Origin of the sequence: Neorhizobium descurainiae, assembly GCF_051400715.1 — a bacterium.
Lineage (GTDB): Bacteria > Pseudomonadota > Alphaproteobacteria > Rhizobiales > Rhizobiaceae > Neorhizobium.
On the sequence record NZ_JBLFFK010000002.1, the window covers coordinates 352187 to 371898 of the forward strand.

At 61.6% G+C, this 19712-nt stretch carries 23 protein-coding genes; 16 read left to right on the plus strand and 7 right to left on the minus strand.

Features of this window, described 5'->3' with window-relative positions:
- Entirely contained in the window at positions 1-972 is a 972-nt protein-coding gene (locus ACMGE0_RS05235; protein WP_436814808.1) for a glycosyltransferase family 2 protein, read from the minus strand.
- A gap of 331 nt (positions 973-1303) precedes the next feature.
- Here ACMGE0_RS05235 and trxB point away from each other — a divergent pair, with 331 nt between their 5' ends.
- From trxB to ACMGE0_RS05255, 4 genes are all read left to right on the plus strand, one after another.
- Positions 1304-2278: a thioredoxin-disulfide reductase gene (gene trxB, locus ACMGE0_RS05240; protein WP_436814809.1), complete on the plus strand. Its 975-nt coding sequence runs from the start codon at positions 1304-1306 to the stop codon at positions 2276-2278.
- Between the two features lie 15 nt (positions 2279-2293).
- Positions 2294-3190, plus strand: coding sequence for a LysR family transcriptional regulator VtlR (locus tag ACMGE0_RS05245; RefSeq protein WP_436815064.1), 897 nt, complete (start codon positions 2294-2296; stop codon positions 3188-3190).
- Positions 3191-3798: 608 nt separating this feature from the next.
- Positions 3799-4116, plus strand: a complete 318-nt coding sequence (locus tag ACMGE0_RS05250) for an ArsR/SmtB family transcription factor (RefSeq protein ID WP_436814810.1) — start codon at positions 3799-3801, stop codon at positions 4114-4116.
- 18 nt (positions 4117-4134) lie between these two features.
- Positions 4135-5256, plus strand: coding sequence for an alkene reductase (locus tag ACMGE0_RS05255; RefSeq protein ID WP_436814811.1), 1122 nt, complete (start codon positions 4135-4137; stop codon positions 5254-5256).
- 179 nt (positions 5257-5435) lie between these two features.
- On the opposite strand, the gene ACMGE0_RS05260 is transcribed toward ACMGE0_RS05255, so the two are convergent.
- On the minus strand, positions 5436-5699 hold the full coding sequence (locus tag ACMGE0_RS05260; protein ID WP_436814812.1) for a DUF2188 domain-containing protein: 264 nt from the start codon (positions 5697-5699) through the stop codon (positions 5436-5438).
- A 170-nt stretch (positions 5700-5869) separates the two neighbouring features.
- Between ACMGE0_RS05260 and ACMGE0_RS05265 the strand changes: the two genes are divergently transcribed.
- The 4 genes from ACMGE0_RS05265 to ACMGE0_RS05280 all read left to right on the plus strand — a co-directional run bounded on the left by ACMGE0_RS05265 (position 5870) and on the right by ACMGE0_RS05280 (position 10318).
- Positions 5870-7024, plus strand: a complete 1155-nt coding sequence (locus ACMGE0_RS05265) for a calcium:cation antiporter (RefSeq protein WP_436814813.1) — start codon at positions 5870-5872, stop codon at positions 7022-7024.
- A gap of 168 nt (positions 7025-7192) precedes the next feature.
- Positions 7193-8311, plus strand: a complete 1119-nt coding sequence (locus ACMGE0_RS05270) for a 5-methyltetrahydropteroyltriglutamate--homocysteine S-methyltransferase (protein WP_436814814.1) — start codon at positions 7193-7195, stop codon at positions 8309-8311.
- A 97-nt stretch (positions 8312-8408) separates the two neighbouring features.
- Positions 8409-8873, plus strand: coding sequence for a DUF3597 domain-containing protein (locus tag ACMGE0_RS05275; RefSeq protein ID WP_436814815.1), 465 nt, complete (start codon positions 8409-8411; stop codon positions 8871-8873).
- Positions 8874-9091: 218 nt separating this feature from the next.
- Positions 9092-10318, plus strand: coding sequence for a PQQ-dependent sugar dehydrogenase (locus ACMGE0_RS05280; RefSeq protein WP_436814816.1), 1227 nt, complete (start codon positions 9092-9094; stop codon positions 10316-10318).
- Between the two features lie 42 nt (positions 10319-10360).
- Here the strand turns inward: ACMGE0_RS05280 and ACMGE0_RS05285 are convergent, their stop codons facing one another.
- The 3 genes from ACMGE0_RS05285 to ACMGE0_RS05295 all read right to left on the minus strand — a co-directional run bounded on the left by ACMGE0_RS05285 (position 10361) and on the right by ACMGE0_RS05295 (position 12312).
- Positions 10361-10747 carry a type II toxin-antitoxin system VapC family toxin gene (locus tag ACMGE0_RS05285; protein WP_436814817.1) on the minus strand — a complete coding sequence of 129 codons (387 nt, stop codon included), beginning with the start codon at positions 10745-10747 and terminating at the stop codon, positions 10361-10363.
- Positions 10744-11010, minus strand: coding sequence for a type II toxin-antitoxin system Phd/YefM family antitoxin (locus ACMGE0_RS05290; RefSeq protein WP_436815065.1), 267 nt, complete (start codon positions 11008-11010; stop codon positions 10744-10746). The genes ACMGE0_RS05285 and ACMGE0_RS05290 overlap by 4 nt, the downstream gene beginning before the upstream one ends.
- Positions 11011-11109: 99 nt before the next feature.
- The gene (locus ACMGE0_RS05295; RefSeq protein ID WP_436814818.1) at positions 11110-12312 is read right to left on the minus strand and encodes a pyridoxal phosphate-dependent aminotransferase; all 1203 of its coding nucleotides are present in this window, start codon (positions 12310-12312) and stop codon (positions 11110-11112) included.
- Between the two features lie 210 nt (positions 12313-12522).
- On the opposite strand from ACMGE0_RS05295, the gene ACMGE0_RS05300 reads away from it, so the two are divergent.
- A complete protein-coding gene (locus ACMGE0_RS05300; protein ID WP_436814819.1) occupies positions 12523-13473 on the plus strand; it encodes an EAL domain-containing protein in 951 nt (316 codons plus the stop codon).
- Between the two features lie 494 nt (positions 13474-13967).
- Complete coding sequence (locus ACMGE0_RS05305; RefSeq protein ID WP_003494703.1) at positions 13968-14183, plus strand: cold-shock protein; 216 nt, start codon at positions 13968-13970, stop codon at positions 14181-14183.
- 79 nt (positions 14184-14262) lie between these two features.
- Here the strand turns inward: ACMGE0_RS05305 and ACMGE0_RS05310 are convergent, their stop codons facing one another.
- Both ACMGE0_RS05310 and ACMGE0_RS05315 read right to left on the minus strand, forming a co-directional pair.
- Positions 14263-14910, minus strand: a complete 648-nt coding sequence (locus ACMGE0_RS05310) for an MBL fold metallo-hydrolase (protein ID WP_436814820.1) — start codon at positions 14908-14910, stop codon at positions 14263-14265.
- Positions 14911-14980: 70 nt separating this feature from the next.
- Positions 14981-15172 carry a hypothetical protein gene (locus ACMGE0_RS05315; protein WP_436814821.1) on the minus strand — a complete coding sequence of 64 codons (192 nt, stop codon included), beginning with the start codon at positions 15170-15172 and terminating at the stop codon, positions 14981-14983.
- 172 nt (positions 15173-15344) lie between these two features.
- Between ACMGE0_RS05315 and ACMGE0_RS05320 the strand changes: the two genes are divergently transcribed.
- From ACMGE0_RS05320 to ACMGE0_RS05345, 6 genes are all read left to right on the plus strand, one after another.
- Positions 15345-15962 carry a DUF1236 domain-containing protein gene (locus tag ACMGE0_RS05320; protein WP_436814822.1) on the plus strand — a complete coding sequence of 206 codons (618 nt, stop codon included), beginning with the start codon at positions 15345-15347 and terminating at the stop codon, positions 15960-15962.
- A 239-nt stretch (positions 15963-16201) separates the two neighbouring features.
- Entirely contained in the window at positions 16202-16669 is a 468-nt protein-coding gene (locus tag ACMGE0_RS05325; protein WP_436815066.1) for a MarR family winged helix-turn-helix transcriptional regulator, read from the plus strand.
- Positions 16670-16689: 20 nt separating this feature from the next.
- Positions 16690-17388, plus strand: coding sequence for a response regulator (locus ACMGE0_RS05330; protein ID WP_436814823.1), 699 nt, complete (start codon positions 16690-16692; stop codon positions 17386-17388).
- Between the two features lie 33 nt (positions 17389-17421).
- Entirely contained in the window at positions 17422-18804 is a 1383-nt protein-coding gene (locus ACMGE0_RS05335; RefSeq protein ID WP_436814824.1) for an ATP-binding protein, read from the plus strand.
- Between the two features lie 18 nt (positions 18805-18822).
- Positions 18823-19404 carry a DUF1349 domain-containing protein gene (locus ACMGE0_RS05340; protein WP_436814825.1) on the plus strand — a complete coding sequence of 194 codons (582 nt, stop codon included), beginning with the start codon at positions 18823-18825 and terminating at the stop codon, positions 19402-19404.
- Between the two features lie 23 nt (positions 19405-19427).
- Positions 19428-19712, plus strand: coding sequence for a hypothetical protein (locus ACMGE0_RS05345; protein WP_436814826.1), 285 nt, complete (start codon positions 19428-19430; stop codon positions 19710-19712).

The following is a 19712-nucleotide window of genomic DNA, read 5'->3' on the forward strand; positions in this document are numbered from 1 at the left end:
TCAGTTGTTGAACACATCCACGACGAAGCCCAGCTCCCGCAGTTGATCCGGGCTCCGGTAGCGGATGGAATTCGGCCCCATGAAGCTGAGCGGCGTGGCTCTGCTGCCGACTTCGAGGATTTTCTTGTATTCGCGGGCCCCGTCGAAATATTGCTGGTCGGCAACCGCCTCCCTCGACTTCTCCTTGTAATCCGCGAAAAATTTGAAATGGAGAAGCACGCCCCCGACCGGCACGAAATTCCATTCGAACGGCGTCGGCTGGTGAATGCTGACACCGAAGCTGCAGCGCCCGTCCCAATAGAGAAGCGGGTATTTCATGAGCTCCGCATCGGCGCCAAAAGTCCTGTAACGCGGCCCGCCTTCGACGCTCATGTACCGCTTCGCATATGTCATCTGATACCCGCCCCCGTCGAGGTGGGTTGCGACCTCCCAGGGCATCGTTTCGTCCCGACCGTCGAACGCAAAGGCGTCCACGTCACCGCCCGGATAAAGGTCGATCATCGGGGCGGCGAGCCTCTTCTCGCCGCGCGCCTCGAGGGCCTTGATCAATTCGGAAAGCGGCCGCTGGAAGCAATCGGGATAAACGAGATATTCGTCGGCATCGATGTTGAGATACCAGCGGTCGTGGCCGTATCGCGCAAACAGACCCTCGCGCCAGAGCTTTCCTCGCTTGGCGTCACGGTAGCGGACCGGCGAGACCCAGACGTCGACATCCGGTTCGCCCGCCAGCAGTTCCAGCGATCCGTCACTCGATCGGTCATCCAGGCAGATGAAGCGGGTCACCCCCAGGCGCCGGTAATGCGCCAGCAGGGACGGAAGGAACTTGCGGTCGTTGTGGCAGAGGAAGATGAGCGGGATATCGGCCTTGACGAGCGGACGAACGGATCTCTGGGCAAACGGCGCCATCGCGACGCTTTCGTCCTGCTTGGCTCGGCGCGACCTGATTTTGCGCGTTTCGACAGATGCTATCATCCTGCGGAGCCACGCATGCCCCGGCCCAGCCGCAGCTGCCGGGGAAGGATAAGGTCGTTTCGTCAAGAAAGTCTCGCTGGCACCGTCCGCTGATTGCCGCGTGATACTATGCCTGCCGGAATACGCAAGAAAATTTCCCCGCCGGGCACCGGATATTTCGATAGCCTTTGTGGTTTCCATGCCAACTGATCTGTTGTTAATGCAAGGCTGCCCTTGCATTGATGCATGGATCAATCTTACATGGCGCTTTAAAGCGGCAGACCGGAAATCGACCACCTATATTGAGGGCGACGAAACGCGCCTTAACCGGTCTTGGAAAGGAAAACAGCATATGTCCGCCCGTCATACCGAGGTTCTGATCATCGGCTCCGGCCCGGCCGGTTATACCGCGGCGATCTACGCCGCGCGCGCCATGCTGAAACCGGTGCTGATCGCCGGTCTCGAACAGGGCGGCCAGCTGATGATCACCACGGACGTGGAGAACTATCCGGGCTTCGGAGATCCGATCCAGGGCCCCTGGCTGATGGAGCAGATGCTCAAGCAGGCGACCCATGTGGGCGCCGAGATCGTCAACGACCTCGTGACGGAGGTCGAGCTCGATCATCGCCCCTTCACCGTGCGCACCGATTCCGGTCAGGTCTGGATGGCCGATACGCTGATCATCGCCACCGGCGCCAAGGCGAAATGGCTGGGGCTTGAAAGCGAGCAGCATTTCCAGGGCTTCGGGGTCTCCGCCTGCGCCACTTGCGACGGCTTCTTCTACCGCAACAAGGACGTGATCGTGGTCGGCGGCGGCAACTCCGCCGTCGAGGAAGCCCTCTACCTCTCCAACATCGCCAAGTCGGTCACCGTCGTGCACCGCCGCGACAGCTTCCGTTCCGAAAAAATCCTGCAGGAGCGCCTCTTCCAGCGCCCGAACGTCAGCGTGTTGTGGAACACGGAAGTCGCCGAGATCACCGGCAAGCCCGCCAAGGCGCCGATGCCGCCGTCCGTCGAAGGCGTGAAGCTGCGCAACACCGAGACCGGCGCGATCACCGAACGGCCGATCGACGGCGTCTTCGTGGCGATCGGCCACGCACCCGCGACCGAGCTCTTCAAGGGCAAGCTGAAGACGAAGCCGAACGGCTATCTCTGGACGGCCCCTGATTCGACCGCCACCGACGTGCCGGGCGTCTTCGCAGCCGGCGACGTGACCGACGACACCTTCCGCCAGGCGATCACCGCCGCCGGCCTGGGCTGCATGGCGGCGCTCGAAGCCGAACGCTTTCTCGCCGGCATCCAGCCGGTCGCCGTGGCCGCGGAGTGACGTTCAGCAATGGGTGTGCCTCTCGACTGGGATAAATTGCGCATTTTTCACGCGGCGGCGGAGGCGGGTTCCTTCACCCACGCGGCGGACAAGCTTCACCTTTCCCAGTCGGCCATCAGCCGCCAGGTCAGCGCGCTGGAACAGGATGTCGGCGTAAAGCTCTTCCATCGCCACGCGCGCGGCCTCATCCTCACCGAACAGGGCGAGCTCCTTTACCGCACTGCCCACGACGTGCTTTTGAAGCTCGAGACGGTGAAGGTGCAGCTCACCGAGACGACGGAGAAACCCTCCGGCAAGCTGCGCGTCACCACGACGGTCGGGCTCGGCCAGGGATGGCTCACCGACAAGGTGCAGGAATTCCTGCAGCTCTATCCGGAAATGTCGATCCAGCTCATCCTCGACAACGAAGAGGTGGACGTGAACATGCGCCACGCGGATTGCGCGATCCGCCTCCGGCAGCCGCAGCAGTCCGACCTCATCCAGCGCAAGCTCTTCACCGTGCATATGCACGTCTATGCGGCTCCCTCCTACATCAACCGTTACGGCGAGCCGCAGTCGGTCGAGGATCTCGACACCCACCGCATCATCACCTTCGGGGAACCGGCGCCGAACTACCTGCTCGACGTCAACTGGCTGGAATATGCCGGCCGCTCTTCCGACAATACGCGCACGCCGCACCTGCAGATCAACAGCCAGACCTCGATCAAGCGGGCCTGCCTGCTCGGCATCGGGATCGCCTGCCTGCCGGATTATATCGTCGGCCGCGACCCGGGGCTGATTCAGCTCGCAATCAACGCCGACATCCCCTCCTTCGACACCTATTTCTGCTATCCGGATGAAATGAAGAACGCGGCGAAGCTCAAAGTCTTCCGCGATTTCATCGTCGGCAAGGCGCGCAACTGGAATTTTTAAACCCCGAAACCGAGAGAATCGCGGGGTTCCGAAATCCTTTAAACAGGAAGGATTCCAGTGGCCTCCGGCTATCTGTTATTCCCATCGTGAGCTTGCCGAGCGACAAGCATTGCGCTTCACGCATGGCTGGCCTGCACAAAAGGCCATTGTTCACTGCACAAAAAACCACCATATCGCACACAGCTGATGCACATGGTGGCTTTTTCCTCCCAGTTCCACCGCAGCAGCTGTTCCCCTCTGGAGGTTTTTTGACCTTCACACTTATAGGGCCCTGGAGAAATCCAGTGGCCCTCTTTTTTTGCCTACAGCCGTGGATTTCGGTTCTCCCCGTTATGATCGCCGCCAAACTTCTGTTCAATATTCCATCCGCGCTCTTGTCGAGCCGGCCTTCCATCCCATATTGATGGAAGCCGACCGCTCTTGGCGACGTCCCCCGTCGTCTGCGTCGGCTGTTCCCCTCTGGAGGTTTTGACCTTCACACCTGAAAGGGCCCTGGAGAAATCCGGCGGCCCATTTTTTTTACGAACCTCCGTTTCCCCGCAAAGCGCTTCCTTTAAATCGTCCCCAAACGATCTATATATCGGATACCTTCGATATGGATCCGGACCATGGACAAGACGGAAATTCTGAAGGCGCTGGCTCATCCGATCCGGGTCGAATTCCTGGAATGGATGAAGGAGCCGGAGCGCCATTTCTCCAATCAGGCGCACCCGCTCGAAATGGGTATCTGCGCCAACCAGTTCGAAAAGCGCTGCGGCCTCTCCCAGTCCACGGTCTCGGCGCATCTTTCGACGCTTGAAAAGGCCGGGTTGCTGAAGATCAACCGCGTCGGCCAATGGGCGTTCTACCACCGCGATGAGGAAACCATTGCGGCCTTCCTCGACGAGCTCAGATCGTCGCTCCGATCCGCCTCCTCCCAAACTTGAGACAAAAGGAAATTTCCGATGGCCAGCCTTTTTTATCCGACCAAATTCGGCGATATCGAACTCGCCAACCGCATTGTCATGGCGCCGCTGACGCGCAATCGTTCGCCGAAGGCGGTCCCGAACAACCTCAACCTCACCTATTACGAACAGCGCGCCTCCGCCGGTTTGATCGTCACGGAGGGCACGCCGGTGAGCCAGCAGGGCCAGGGCTACGCGGATGTGCCCGGTCTCTACCTGCCGCAGGCGATCGAAGGCTGGAAGAAGGTGACGGACGCCGTGCATAGGAAAGGTGGCAGGATCGTCACGCAGATCTGGCATGTCGGCCGCGTTTCCCACACGTCCCTGCAGCCGAACGGCGGCGCGCCCGTTGCCCCCTCCGCCCTCCCGGCCGGCACCAAGACCTATATCATCAACCCCGACGGCAGCGGCGCTTTCGTGGATACCTCGGCGCCTCGCGCCCTCGAAACATCCGAAATCGCCGGTATCGTCGACGATTTCCGCAAGGGTGCCCGCGCCGCGATCGACGCCGGTTTCGACGGCATCGAACTGCACGGCGCCAACGGCTATCTGATCGACCAGTTCCTGAAATCCGGCGCCAACAAGCGTGCCGACGAATATGGCGGTTCGATCGAGAACCGCGTCCGCTTCCTCCTGGAAGTCGTCGATGCGGTCACCAGGGAGATCGGCGCCGGCCGCGTCGGCATCCGCCTCTCGCCGGTCACTCCCGGCAACGGCATCACCGAAGCCGATCCGCAGCCGCTCTTCAATTATGTGGCCGAGCAGCTCGGCTCGCGCGGTCTTGCGTTCATCCATTTGATCGAAGGCGCCACCGGCGGCGACCGCAGCTTCTTCCAGGGCGATAAGCCGTTCGACTATCGGGAGCTCAAGGAGGTCTACCGCAAGGCCGGCGGCACGGGTGGCTGGCTGGTCAACAACGGTTACGACCGCGAAACCGCCACCGAGGCCGTCGAAAGCGGTTATGCCGATGCCGTCGCCTTCGGCAAGCTCTTCCTCGCCAATCCCGACCTGGTGCAGCGCTTCAAGGACAGGGCGCCGCTCAACGAACCGGACAAGGCCACATTCTACGGCGGCGGCGCCAAAGGCTATACCGATTATCCGGCACTCGAGGCCGTCGCCTGATCAGACAGCAAAAGGGCTGCCCGCAGGCGGCCTTTTTCGTTACGCCAGACCCCGCATATCTTCGAGCTGCGGCTCGACACCTTGGGTCGCCGTGCACGAGAACCTGAAATCCTCGCCGCACCGGAGAGCCGCTTTCGATGCGCTTGTCAGAGGCCTTTGGACCATGTCCGCGGCTGACCTCAGTGCGCGGTCGCCCCCTGGTCGCCATCCTCGACTTCGGCTTCCGGACGGTCACCACCGTCGCTGTATTCGGTGTGCCAGACGCCCTTCTCGTCCTGCCAGCTGATCTCTTCCGGGTCTCCGCCCACCTGCTGTTCGGCCGCGACGATGCGCGCTGCCTGCAAGGCGTCGGAATGGGTAGGAAAAGTTTCCGAATAGACGTCGCCTTGGCGATAGGCCCAGCCGCCATCATGCGGCACGACCTTGTAGACAACCTTGGTCATACTCCCTCCTTGTCCTCTTTCATGGCCGCATCGATCCTTCGGATCCGTCTCCGGATGCGGCACAGCGTTGAAAAAGCAAGAAGTGCGCCGCAAGTTCCAGGCCACTGCCGGAATTATGTCATCAAAGCCTCCTTGTCGCAAACCCTTGAAGCAAAACCGGACCGTCCTTGATGCTGCAGGTTGCCGCGTTAGATTGTGTCGATCAACGTCAGGAGTTGCCGGTGAGAGCTCTCTCTCTTCTGAAGCAGGAAAGATCTCTCATCGTAGCGCTCGCGGCGGGCTTCATCGCCTACGCCGTGGAACATTCCGTTCTGGAGGCCGGCAAGACGGCCTCGGTCGTCGCCGCCGTCGCTCTGATCGCCATCATCATTCTCGCCTCGACCCGTGTCGCCCATCATGCGGAGGTGCTCGCCCACAAGGTCGGCGATCCCTACGGCACGATGATCCTGACCCTCTCGGCAGTCGCCGTCGAAGTGCTGATCCTGGCGATCATGATGGGCAACACGACCTCCCCCACCCTGGTGCGCGACACGATCTATGCCGCGGTCATGCTGGACATCAACGGCATTCTCGGCCTTGCGGCCCTGCTCGGCGGCCTTCGTCACGGCGAGCAGCCCTATAACGACGATTCCAGCCGCACCTACAGCGTGATGATCCTGACCGCCATGGGCATTTCCATGATCGTGCCGGAATTCATCCCTTCCGACCGCTGGCACTATTATTCCGCCTTCACCATTGGGGCGATGATCGCGCTCTATGCCGTCTTCCTGAAGATGCAGGTCGGCCCGCACAGCTATTTCTTCAGCTACAGCTATCCCCGCGCCAAGACCGCGACGGGCGGGGCGACACCCCGGGAAGAGGCCGAGGAGGAGCCGGCCGCGGTCTCCATCGGCGTCATTCTCTTCGGCGTCCTCGTCATCGGCCTTCTCGCCGAATTCATGTCGGCCTTCATGAATGCGGGGATCGAGGGCACCGGCGCCCCGCCCGCCCTGATGGCCGTCGTCGTCGCCACCATTTCCGCGGCGCCGGAAATCCTGACGGCATTGCGCGCGGCCCTCAGGAACCGCATGCAATCCGTGGTCAACATCGCCATGGGCGCGTCGCTCTCGACCGTCATCCTCACCGTGCCGGTGATGGAAAGCATCGCGCTCTATAGCGGCCAGCCCTTCATTATGGCCATGACGCCGGTGCAGACCGTGATGGTCGCGGTCACCTTGATCGCCGCGGCGATCAACCTCAACGACGGTCAGACGAACGCGATTGAGGGAATGACGCATTTCGTCCTGTTCGCGACCTTCGTGATGCTGACGGTCCTCGGCCTCTGACGAAAAGCGATTCCAGAACAACAAGTTGCACATGCATACGGAATCGGATTGAGAGGACGTTGAATCAGTGCGTGAAATATGCTGTTTCGCCTGGAGAGGCACAATCTGTATACACGCCTTCGCCGCTGCCGAGCTTCGGCAGCTTGTACAAGTAATATGGAGGATTCCATGCCCACCCCGCCCTACAGAGCCGATCACGTCGGTTCGCTCCTGCGTCCCGCTTCCATCAAGGAAGCCCGCAAGAAGTTCTACGAAGAGAAGAGCATTTCCGCCGGTGAACTGAAGGCCGTCGAAGACGAAGGCATCAGGGAGCTCGTCAAGCTGCAGGAAAGCGTCGGCCTCAAGGTCGTCACCGACGGCGAAGCCCGCCGCCATTTCTGGCACTACGACTTCCTCGGCGAGCTCGACGGCATGGAGTTCGTCACCCGCGAAGCGCACAAGGGCGTCACCTTCCACGGCGTCAAGCTGCCGCCGACCTTCCCGACCATCAACGGCAAGCTCGATTTCCCGGACAACCATCCGCACCTGGAGCATTTCAAGTTCCTCGCCGCCAACACCAAGGTCACGCCGAAGATCTCCATCCCCGGCCCGAGTGTTGCGCATTACCGCACCGCCCGCGCCGACGTGACCTATCCGGAATACCAGGACGTCGAAGCGCTCTTCGCCGCTCTCGCCCGCACCTACGCCAAGGCCGTGCAGAAGTTCTACGAAGCCGGCTGCCGTTATCTGCAGATGGACGACATCTATTTCGCCTATCTCGGCGACGAGAAGCAGCGCGCCATGAAGCGCGAGGAGGGCTACGATCCGGACTGGCTGATCGAGAAATACGCTCTCACGATGCATGAGGCCATCAAGGACCGCCCGAAGGACATGCTGATTGGCATGCACATGTGCCGCGGCAATTTCCGCTCCACCTGGGCTGCCGAAGGCGGCTACGATGCGGCGGCCGATGCCATCTTCAACAAGACCGGCGTCGACATGTTCTTCATGGAATACGACACGGATCGCGCCGGCGGCCTGCAGCCTTTGAGCCTGCTCCAGAAGGGTTCGAAGCAGCGCGTCTATCCGGGCTTCATCACCACCAAGACCGGTGAGCTGGAAAGCCTCGATTCGCTCCGCCGCCATTTCGACGAAGCCTCCAAATATGCCGACCTCGATCAGCTCGGCATCGCGCCGCAATGCGGCTTCGCCTCGACCGAGGAAGGCAACGCGATCACGGAGGACGATCAGAAGCGCAAGCTGGAACTCGTCGTCAAGACCGCCGAGACCATCTGGGGCACGGCCTGACGGAAATCTTGCGGCCGCAGCCGATCTTGCTGCGGCCGCCCCTTGAGTTTTTTCCAAACTTGCACAAGTCTCTCCTAGACAACCTGAGGAGAGTAGAATGGGCATCTTCGACAAGATCAAGAACGCAATCTTCGGCGGCGCAGCCAAAGCCGCTCCGCAGCCCACCGCAGAGCCTCTGAAGCCTGCGGCTCCGGTGTCGGCATCCGCCGCATCGACGCCTGCGGCGACCCCTGCCCCTGCAGCGCCGCCCTCCGCGGCTCCAGCCGCATCGGCCTCCCCATCGCCCGCCCCGGCTTTCGCCGGCCCGGTGGACATCGAACCGATCCTTGACGCGGCCGTCAAGAAAAGCGGTCAGAAGCTCGATTGGCGGCGTTCGATTGTCGATCTCATGAAGGCGCTCGACCTCGATTCCAGCCTCACCGCTCGCAAGGAACTCGCCGAAGAGCTTGGATATACAGGCGAAAGGAACGGTTCACCCGAAATGAACATGTGGCTCCACAAGGCCCTGATGAAGAGGCTCAAGGAAAACGGCGGAAAGGTTCCGGCCGACCTCCTCGATTGAGCTCTGCCACCAGACACCGGTCGACAAGCCCGCCCTCATCGGCGGGCTTTTTCTTAAGCACGCCTTACGGGTTGCGATAAAGTAATCTTGAACGGCGCGTGTGCGATCATTTCGCATGAATGCCCTAGATGAAGGCCATCGTTCGACGCTCCGTCGCCCCGTGCGGGAGCAGCGTTCCAGACCTGCGGCAAGCGCCGCCTCATCGAAGGGAGTTCACGATGAAAAGCTTCACTCTTCTCCTGACCGGCTCGGCCCTCTCCGCTGCGCTGATCGCCGGCTCCGCGCTCGCCCAGACCGCCGGCCAGCCGGCCGAGACCAGGCGGCCCAATGCGCAGAACCAGACGCCCGCTTTCACGGGCCAGACCCGCGCGCCGCAACCGGCCGAGATGCCGAAGATTTCCCATGAGGTCGTCGCCGACGACTTGCCGCATCTCTGGGCCATGGAATTCCTGCCGGACGGCCGCATGCTGGTGACCGCCAAAGAGGGCGCCATGCACATCATCTCCGAGGAAGGCGAAGCCGGGCCCGAGATCGATGGCGTCCCGGAGGTCCTGTCCGGCGGCCAGGGCGGCCTGCTCGACGTGGCGCTGGCGCCGGACTTCGCGACCTCCGGCATGATCTTCTTCTCCTTTTCGGAAGGCCGAGAGGACGGCAACGGCACATCGGTCGCCTCCGCCAGGCTCGTCCCGGACGATCAGGGGGGCGGCAGGCTGGAGAACGTCAACGTCATCTTCCGTCAGATGCCGAGCTATGACGGCAACAAGCATTTCGGCTCGCGTCTCGTCTTCGGCCCGAGCAACGAGCTCTACGTCACCGTCGGCGAGCGCTCCGATCCCGAACCCCGCGTCCAGGCACAGGATCTCGGCAGCGGTCTCGGCAAGGTCTTCCGCATCGACATGAACGGCAAGGCACTGCCGGACAACCCCTTCGTGGACCAGGACGGCGCGCAGCCGGAAATCTGGAGCCTCGGCCACCGCAACCTGCAATCCGCCACGCTGGACGGACAGGGGCGCCTTTGGACGGTGGAGCACGGGCCCCGTGGCGGCGACGAGCTGAACCGGCCGGAGCCGGGCAAGAACTATGGTTGGCCGGAAGTGACCTACGGCATAGAGTACAGCGGCAGCCCCGTTGGCGAGGGCATTACCCAGAGAGCGGAAACCGAACAGCCGGTCTATTACTGGGACCCGGTCATCGCACCCTCCGGCATGGCCTATTACGATGCCGATGCAATCCCGGAATGGAAGGGCTCCTTCCTGATCGGCGGCCTGGTCAGCCAGGGGATCGTCGTCGTGCACATGGACGGCGACAGGGTCGCCCACGAGGAGCGCGTGCCGCTCGAAGCCCGCATCCGCGACGTCAAGGTCGGCCCGGACGGCGCCGTCTATGCCGTCACCGAGCGGCGCGGCGGCGGTGAATCGACAATCCTGCGGCTGACCAAGGGCTGATCCGCCGCTCGGCGAAGCGGCGTCCGTGGGATTCCGCTTCGCTTAGAATTTGAATGCGAAGCGATGGCCGGCAAGCGCCCGGTCGATCGTCACGAGCAACAAGCCCTCGGCTTGGCACTGCGCAAGCAGCAACCGATCGAAAGGATCGCGCGTTTCCGGCTCCGGCTCGGCCGCCGTGATGACGTGCGGGATGTCGATGCGGAGGATTGCAAGATCGGCCGCTTCCAATACGCTCGGCATATCCTCCAAAGGCATACCTGGGTCGAGCTTGCCCAACCTCGACTTGATACCGATTTCCCAGAGGCTCGCGACGCTCACCAGACCATCTGCCGTGCCATCGGCAAAGAACCTATAGAATTGTGGAAACTGCGTCGTAAACTCCCGCCGGAGGAATGCCAGCACGATGTGCGTGTCGAGGAGAACCCTCATTTTTCTGGCAGAGGTTTGATTAGAAAATCTTCCGGTAAGGGATCATCGAAATCGTCCGCGATGTAAGGCACTGGATTGGTAATGCCCCGCGCCCGCAGATAGGCCTGCCCGGCTTCCCAATTGATACCGCCCCGCTTCTTGTGCGGCACGAGGTCGAACACCGGCTTGCCGTTGCGAGTCACGGTCACCACCTCGCCCTGCTCCACTTCGCGGGCGAGTTCGGTAAGACGGTTCTTGGCTTCGCGGATCGAAACGGTCTTCATGGATGAAATGTAGCCACACGCAGCCACATCGTCAATGCGGGCCTTCAAATCCACAAAGCCCGCCATCGGCGGGCTTTGTTCATGCGAGTTCGCTTGGCTTTACTTGCAGTTGGCGCAGAAGCGCTGGATGCGCTTGCAGGCCTCTTCGAGAAGCTCTTCCGAGGTCGCATAGGAAATGCGGAAATTCGGGCCGAGGCCGAAAGCCGACCCATGGACGACCGCAACGCCTTCCGTTTCCAGAAGCTCGGTCACGAAATCCTCGTCCGTCTCGATGACCTTGCCCGACGGCGCGGTCTTGCCGATCAGGCCGGCGCAGGACGGATAGACGTAGAAGGCCCCTTCCGGCGACGGGCAAACGATCCCCCTGGCCTGGTTCAGCATCGACACGACGAGGTCGCGGCGGGCTTCGAAGATCTTCTTGTTCGCCGGAATGAAGTCCTGCGGGCCGTTGAGCGCCTCGACGGCGGCCCATTGCGCGATCGTGCAGGCGCCCGACGTCTGCTGGCCCTGGATCATGTCCATCGCCTTGATGAGCTCGACCGGGCCGGCCGCATAACCGATGCGCCAGCCGGTCATTGCATAGGCCTTGGAGACGCCGTTCATCGTCAGCGTGCGGTTGTAGAGCCTCGGCTCCACTTCCGCGGGGGAGACGAACTTGAAATCGCCATAGGTCAGATGCTCGTACATGTCGTCGGTCAGCACCCAGACATGTTCGTGCTTGAGGAGGACATCGGTGAGGGCCTTGAGCTCGTCATGGGTATAGGCGGCGCCCGACGGGTTGGACGGCGAGTTGAACAGGAACCATTTGGTCTTCGGCGTGATCGCCTTTTCGAGGTCGGCCGCGGTCACCTTGAAATTGTTTTCCTGCTTGGCTTCGATGAAGACGGACGTTCCGCTGCAGATCGCCACCATCTCCGGATAGGAGACCCAATAGGGCGCGGTGATGATCACTTCATCGCCCGGATTGAGCGTCGCCATGAACGCGTTGAAAAGAATCTGCTTTCCGCCCGTTCCGACGATCGTCTGGGCCGGCGTGTAGTCGAGATTGTTCTCGCGCTTGAACTTCCTTGCAATCGCTTCGCGAAGCTGCGGGATGCCCGAGACCGGCGGATACTTGGTCTCGCCGCGATTGATCGCGTCGATGGCCGCTTTCTTGATGTTTTCCGGCGTGTCGAAATCCGGCTCGCCTGCGCCGAGCCCGATCACGTCGCGGCCCTTTGCTTTGAGGTCGCGGGCTTTCTGGGAAACGGCGATGGTGGCGGAGGGCTTTACGCGGGAAAGAGCGTCGGCAAGAAAGGCCATAATCTTCGTCCTGAAGGGCTGTTGAACAAGGCGGGATCGCGCGCCGAAAACCGCCGCTACGCTCTATGTCTAAACTATGACGCCGTTTCAAGCGCAAAGCTTGAATGAAAGCGATCAAAGAAGCTGATTAAAAGCTCCATACCTTCTTTACAGCCACGTAACCCTTGGCTGGTACAACCGTGGGGATCAACAACGGAAAAATCGACGGGCATGGCGCCGAGAAGCATCTTTGCCAATCTGGTTCGCGGTGAGAACGGGTCATTCTCCACCGTCTACGGCCCTTTCAAGCTGCAGTCCGCTCTGCAGCCGATCTTCCGCTCCACGACGGGCGCCGGACTGGAGATCGAGGCTTTCGAAGGGCTCGTGCGCGTTTCGCGCGATGGGGAGCCGATCTCGCCGGGCGATTTCTTCCCCCTCGTCTCGCCCTCTGACATGGCCGATACCGACAGCATCCTGCGCACGATCCACATTCTCAACACGGGGCGGTTGAGCCGTTCGCGCGGAAGGATTTTCGTCAAATTCCATCCGGGCCTCTTCCGCACGCCGCACGAGATGCGGCAGGAAGTGGAACGCATCAAGCTTGCCGGCCACGAGGCAGGGCTTGGTCCCGATCGCATCGTCTGCGAAATCTCGGAAAAATCCGACGCGGCCGACGATATCGTCGTCGCCTTTGCAGGACACATGCGGGCGATCGGCTTCCGCATTGCGATCGACGACTATGGCGCGGGAGATTCCGATCTTGCCCGGCTGAAGCGCATCGGTCCGGATTACGTGAAGTTCGACGCCTCCTGGGTCCGTGACTTCCTCGACAATTCCGCCGGCTACGCGCTGCTGCGCGTGATCGTCCGGCAGATGCTGGACGACGGTATCGAACCGATCTTCGAAGGGCTGGAGGAGGTCTGGCAGGTGGATCTCTGCGAAGAGCTTGGCGTACCGCTGATGCAGGGTTACGCGCTGGCCCGGCCGGAAATCGCGCCCACGACATTCAACGAGACATTTCCGGAAGGCCGTCCCGATCTCAGCGCTGCACCGGCGCCGCGCACGGACGCAGCGCCGGCGGCCGGCGATCCGGCGGCCGCACCACCCGCCGCTCTTCACTTCCGGCCGGCGGTTGCGAAACCCGCCCGCGCCTTCGGCCGGCGCCAATCCACCAGCAAATAGAACGATCGGCAGCCGCGTCTTTCCGGTTGAATGCGCTCGTCAACGCGGCCGCGCATGTCCGGGCGTCAATTTTCCTTTTTACCCTCGCTGGATCAAAACGGCACAGAATAAGGTTAAGGAAATGTCGCCGGCGGAAGAATCATCTTACGGATGCTCCCGGAAAGGCGCAAAGCCCGCATTTTCAGGCGCTTTGGCGATTCCCATTTTCACGCCGAAGCAATGGTTCAAAAAACTTTTTCTTGCCAATTTCCGATAAACACAGCACTCTGTGCAAGTTCGGGCAATTTACGAGCATGGGAAGACCTATAATGATGCGCTCCGAAGGCGCTAAGACTTCGGGCGGGAGACTGGGGGCGGAGATTTTCAAAGCTATTCCTGCCAGTCGCCGCGGTAAAGACAGGGACCCTTTCTTAAAGCTGCCTGCCGCCGCCCTTTGGGGCATACTGTGATGCTGTCCGCCGCTGAACACGGACAGAGAGAAAAGGACCTGCTGCATGGCCGAAACTGGCACTGTAAAATTCTTCAATACCGACAAGGGCTTCGGCTTCATCAAGCCTGACAATGGTGGCGCCGACATCTTTGTCCATATCTCTGCCGTACAGGCTTCCGGCCTGTCCGGATTGTCAGAAAATCAGAAGGTAAGCTTCGACACGGAACCGGATCGTCGCGGCAAGGGGCCCAAGGCCGTCAACCTGCAGATCGCCGGTTAAGCCCCTTAGAGGCTTTCTATTCGAGTTGAAGCCCGGCAGGCATGCCGGGTTTTTTTCTTTGGAGCCTGGCGGCGGCCCCTCAAAGGCCGCGCAGGAAAGGATTGCTCCGCCGTTCGTCGCCGATCCGGCTTCCCGGACCATGGCCGCAGATGAAGCCGACATCGTCCCCGAGCGGCAGGACCTTGTCGCGGATCGAAGCGAGCAGCGTCTCGTGATCGCCGCCGGGCAGGTCGGTGCGCCCTATCGAACCGTTGAACAGCACGTCGCCGAGATGCGCGAACTTTTGGGTGCGGTTGTAGTAGATCACGTGGCCCGGCGCATGGCCGGGACAGTGGAAGACCTCGAAAACGTGACCTCCGAACCCGACGGTATCTCCCTCATCGAGCCAGCGGTCGGGCGTGACGTTTCGCGCCGCCATGGCCACGCCAAACTTCTCGGCTTGCGTTTCCAGTCGCTGCAAGAGCGGCAAGTCCGCCTCATGCGGGCCGACGATCTCGATGCCGAGCGCCTCGCGCAATTCATCAGCACCGCCCGCGTGGTCGATATGCCCATGCGTCAACCAGATTTCCTTGAGCGTTATGCCGTTTTCCCCGACGACCTGCAGGATCGTCGGCACGTCGCCGCCCGGATCGACGACCACGCCTTCCTTGGTCTCGTCGTCGAAAAGGATCGTGCAATTCTGCTGGAATGGCGTCACCGGAATGATGCCGGCCTGTAACTTGCCCATGATGCCTCGGTCAAAGTGATAGGGTCAGGCGGGGTATAAAGGGAAACCGAAGCCATTTCAGCCCCAAAAATCAATCGGCTGCGGCAGCTATGGGGCGCCCGTCGACCGAAAGCGGTGGCGTGAGCGAAACGGTTGCCAGCAGGAATGCGGCAACGGCGATCTTGAGGGCGAAGACGGTGATCAGCACGCCTTTTAGCGGGTTGGCCGGCGCCCTGGCCTCCGGGGTAATGGGAGGCAGCGCGGAAAAAGTCTGGGCGGTCATTGATTTTCCCTCCGATGCATGTGGCTGGATCAATGGATGCCGGGCACAAAGGTTCCATGCCGTTTTTTCTACCTGTGACCTGCCCGCCACAGCTTGAAGAAACCACCCCCGTTCCGCGGAACCACAAGGGCATGGAAGGGTTTCCCGACCAGTCAACATGAGGAGAAGATCCATGACGACTTGGTTGAAATGCCTCGGTCTCGGCGCGGCCCTTTCGGCGCTCGCCCTCCCTGCCGAGGCTCAGATGGCCACCACGACCGCATCGGACATCACCGTGCGCTCCGGCCCCGGTGAGGATTATCCCGAGATCGGCCTCGCCACCCGCGGCAGTCCCGCCATGATGGACGGCTGCCTCGAAGGCAGCAACTGGTGCCGCATCGAAGTCAACGGCATGCGTGGCTGGGTATTCGCCGAATATCTGACCATCCGCGAGAACGGCACGCCTGTCGTGGTCCGGGATTACCGCACCCGCTACGAAGTGCCGTCCGTCACCTACGAGACGACGGCGAGCGTCGCCCCGTCCGCCCCGGTCCCCGGTCCCGGCGACGTCCTGCTCGGCCCGGTCGGTTCGGTCGAAATGGTCGAGCCGCCGGATACGGTCATCCGGTATATCGAGCAGCATCCGGTCGAGCCGATCCGCGTCCGCAACGAGGTCGTCGTCGGTGCGACGCTTCCCCCGGATGTGGTGATCCGCGAAGTGCCCGACTACGACTACGACTACGTGGTCGTCAACGACCGGCCGGTGCTCGTCGATCCGGGCACTCGCCGCATCGTGCATATCTACGATTGAACGACATCGGAAGGGGCGCCTCGTCCGGTGCCCTTTTCGCCCCGCGCGTGCAGCCTGCCCGCCCCTTCCTCCAAGAAATACTGTTGATTGTTCAAGCCGTTCGCGCTTTATCACAGGCGGACGTCTAAAAATGCTTCAGTGTAGAAGAGCTTCGGCCGCCGGCAAGAAGCCCTAAGGGAAAGGAAACGCGAGTGTCGCGCGCAACGACGGGAAAAGCCGTCAAGAAGGTCCTGCCGCCGATGCCGGCGGTCGACGAAGCCCAGATCGACTTCGAGACCATCGAATTGCTTTTCTTCGCTTACCGCGACTTCGTGTCCGACCCGGATGCGATCCTCGCCAAGATCGGCATGGGCCGCGCCCATCACCGCGTCGTCTATTTCGTCTGCCGGCAGCCGGGCATGATGGTCACCGACCTTCTCGACACGCTGCAGATCACCAAGCAGAGCCTCGCGCGCGTACTCAAACAACTGATCGAATCCGGCTATATTCGCCAGATGGCCGGAGCCAAGGACCGCCGCCAGCGCAGGCTCTACCCGACGCTCGCCGGCCGCGAACTGGCGCTCGCCCTTTCCGAGCCGCAATCGCGCCGTATCGCTCGCGCCATGGAGGATATGAAGCCGGAGATGCGGGCCTCGGTGAAGGAATTCCTGCGCCGCATGCGCGGGCGCGATGAGAATATCGAGCCCATCGAAAGCGAGTTGGACTGAAACCCGGTTGGATTGAACAGATGACGAAAACGCCCCTTTCCGACGACGCGCCCCACCTTCTCGTGGTCGATGACGACACCCGCATCCGCGATCTCCTGAACCGCTATCTGATGGATCAGGGCTTTCGCGTCACCGTCGCAGGCGACGCGGCGGAAGCCCGCCGCAAGCTCGAAGGCCTGCATTTCGATCTCATCATCCTCGACGTGATGATGCCGGGCGAATCCGGCCTTTCGCTCACCGAAACGCTCTATGAGAAGAAGACCATTCCGGTGATCCTGCTGACGGCCCGCGCCGAAGCGGAATCGCGTATTGCCGGCCTCGAGGCCGGTGCCGACGATTATCTCTCCAAGCCTTTCGATCCCCGCGAGCTGGTCCTGCGCATCAACAACATCCTGCGCCGCAGCGCCTCCCCCGATACGCCGAAGATCGAACAGGTCATTTTCGGCCCCTTCACCTTCTCTATCCCCCGCAAGGAATTGCGCAGGGCGGCCGAAACCATAAGGCTCACCGACCGCGAACAGGAGATCATGCTGCTCTTTGCGCTGCGCGCCGGCGACACCATTCCCCGTCACGAGCTGATCGGCGACGATGCGGAAGTCGGCGAGCGTACGATCGACGTGCAGATCAACCGTTTGCGGCGTAAGATCGAGGAGGATCCCGCCAATCCCGTCTATCTCCAGACGGTGCGCGGCATCGGATACCGGCTGAGCATCGATTAACCCGGGAAGGACCGAGCACAGACGGAAGGCAGGATGGCACTTTTCGACACCCTGAAGCGCGACATGGACCGGTTCACCCTGCCGGGCTGGCGGCCCTTCGTCCGCTGGCTGCGCCGCCATCTGCCGACCGGCCTTTACACCCGCTCGCTGCTGATCGTGATCCTGCCCATGCTGCTCCTGCAGAGCGTGGTCGCGGCCGTCTTCATGGAACGGCACTGGCGCATGGTCACCGAGCGCCTCTCGGAAGGTACGGTCCGTGATATCGCCGGCATCATCGAGGTCATCAAGACCTATCCGCAGGACGCCAATTACGATGCCATCACCCGCATCGCGGATCAGTCGTTGAGCCTTACGATCGCCGTGGAGGAAGACGGCCAGTTGCCTCCGCCGCGCCCACGGCCCTTCTTCGCGATCCTCGACGACATTCTCGCCGAACAGATCACCCGCCAAATCCAGATGCCGTTCTGGATCGACACCGTGGGTGCCAGCCGGCTCGTCGAAATCCGCATCAAATTCGACGACAGCCGCGTTCTGCGCGTCTTCGTTCGCCGCGGCTCGACCTATGCCTCGAACACCCACATCTTCCTGGTCTGGATGGTCGGCACGGCCCTGGTGCTGGTGGGTATCTCCATTCTCTTCCTGCGCGGCCAGATCCGGCCGATCCTGACGCTTGCTCATGCTGCAGAGAGTTTCGGCAAGGGCCAGAGGACGGAAGGGTTTTCGCCGCGCGGCGCCGACGAGGTCCGGCGCGCGGGCCTCGCCTTCATCCAGATGCGCGAGCGCATCGAACGGCAGATGGAGCAGCGCACCGCCATGCTCGCCGGCATCAGCCACGACCTCCGGACCGTCCTGACCCGGTTCAAGCTGCAGCTCGCGCTTGCCGGCGACAAGCCGGAACTTTCCGGCATGAGCCAGGATGTCGAAGACATGCAGTCGATGCTGGAGGGCTATCTCGCCTTCGCCAAGGGCGAGGCAGAAGAGGATTTCGGTGAACTGCGATTGAGCGAACTCCTGGAAAAACTGCGCTCGGACTTTGCGCTGAGCGGCAAGACCATGACCTACGAGATCGGGGGAGAGGACGAAATCGCCGTGCGCCCCAACGCCTTTACCCGGCTTGTCGGCAATCTCGTTTCCAACAGCGAGCGTTATGCCAACAATCTCCATGTCGACGCCAGGCATGGCGTCAAATGGCTGACGCTGACGCTTGACGACGATGGCCCGGGCATCCCGCCCGAGGCGCGCGAAGACGTCTTCAAGCCCTTCTACCGGCTCGACGAAGCGCGCAACCTGAACGCCTCCGGCACCGGCCTGGGCCTTGCGATCGCCCGCGACATCGCCCGCGCGCATGGCGGCAACGTGACGCTTGCCGACAGCCCCAGCGGCGGTCTGCGCGCCGTCGTGCGCGTGCCGGCCTGACATTTTTTCGAGGAGCGGATGCCGATCGACCTTTCCGACATGCATTGGCTGAACCCGCCGCCGGCAAGCCGCGAGACGAATGGCAGGCTGCTTGCCCGATCCGGCCTGGAAACCGATTTCTGGCAAGGCACCTATTACGGCTTCCACCGCGACAGCGGCCATTTCCTCTACTGCCGCCGCTCCGGCGATTTCACAGTCGAAACGTCCTTCGTCGGCCGTTACGAAGCGCTCTACGACCAGGCCGGGTTGATGATCCGCCACGACGAGAAGCGCTGGATGAAATGCGGCATCGAATTCACCGACGGCGCCCGCCATTTCAGCGTCGTCGTGACCAATGGCCATTCGGACTGGTCCGCGTTTCGCCTTGCCGAGGATTTCGAGGAAATCTTCGTCCGCGTCACCCGCATGGGCGACGCCCTGTTCATCCAATACCATACCGACACCCAGCCGGACTGGCGGATGGCGCGGCTTGCATGGTTTCCGCCGGACCTGACGGAGCTCTCCGTCGGCATGACCTTCTGCTCGCCGCAGCGCGAGGGTTTTGAAGTCGAATTCCGCTCCTTCAGCCTGACCGACGTCGAAAGCCGCGATATTCACTAGCCTGACACTCAAGAGAGTTCGCCGTGCCCGATTCGCTCAAGATTGGCTTTATTCTGTTCATCCTGGGCCTGGTATTATGGACGATCGGCGGCATGATCAGCTTTGTCACCCGCTACGACGTCCATAACCGGCACATACGGGCCGAGTTCGCCCCCCTTCGTCCGAAGGAACAGGGACAATTCAAAGAACTTTGGGACGCCTACTTCAACAACCCGAAATCGAAATGGTGGTGTCGGATCGGTTTTGGTCTATGCTCGATCGGTATGGCAATACACTTCTTTCATAAGACATTCCTGCAGAGCCGCTAG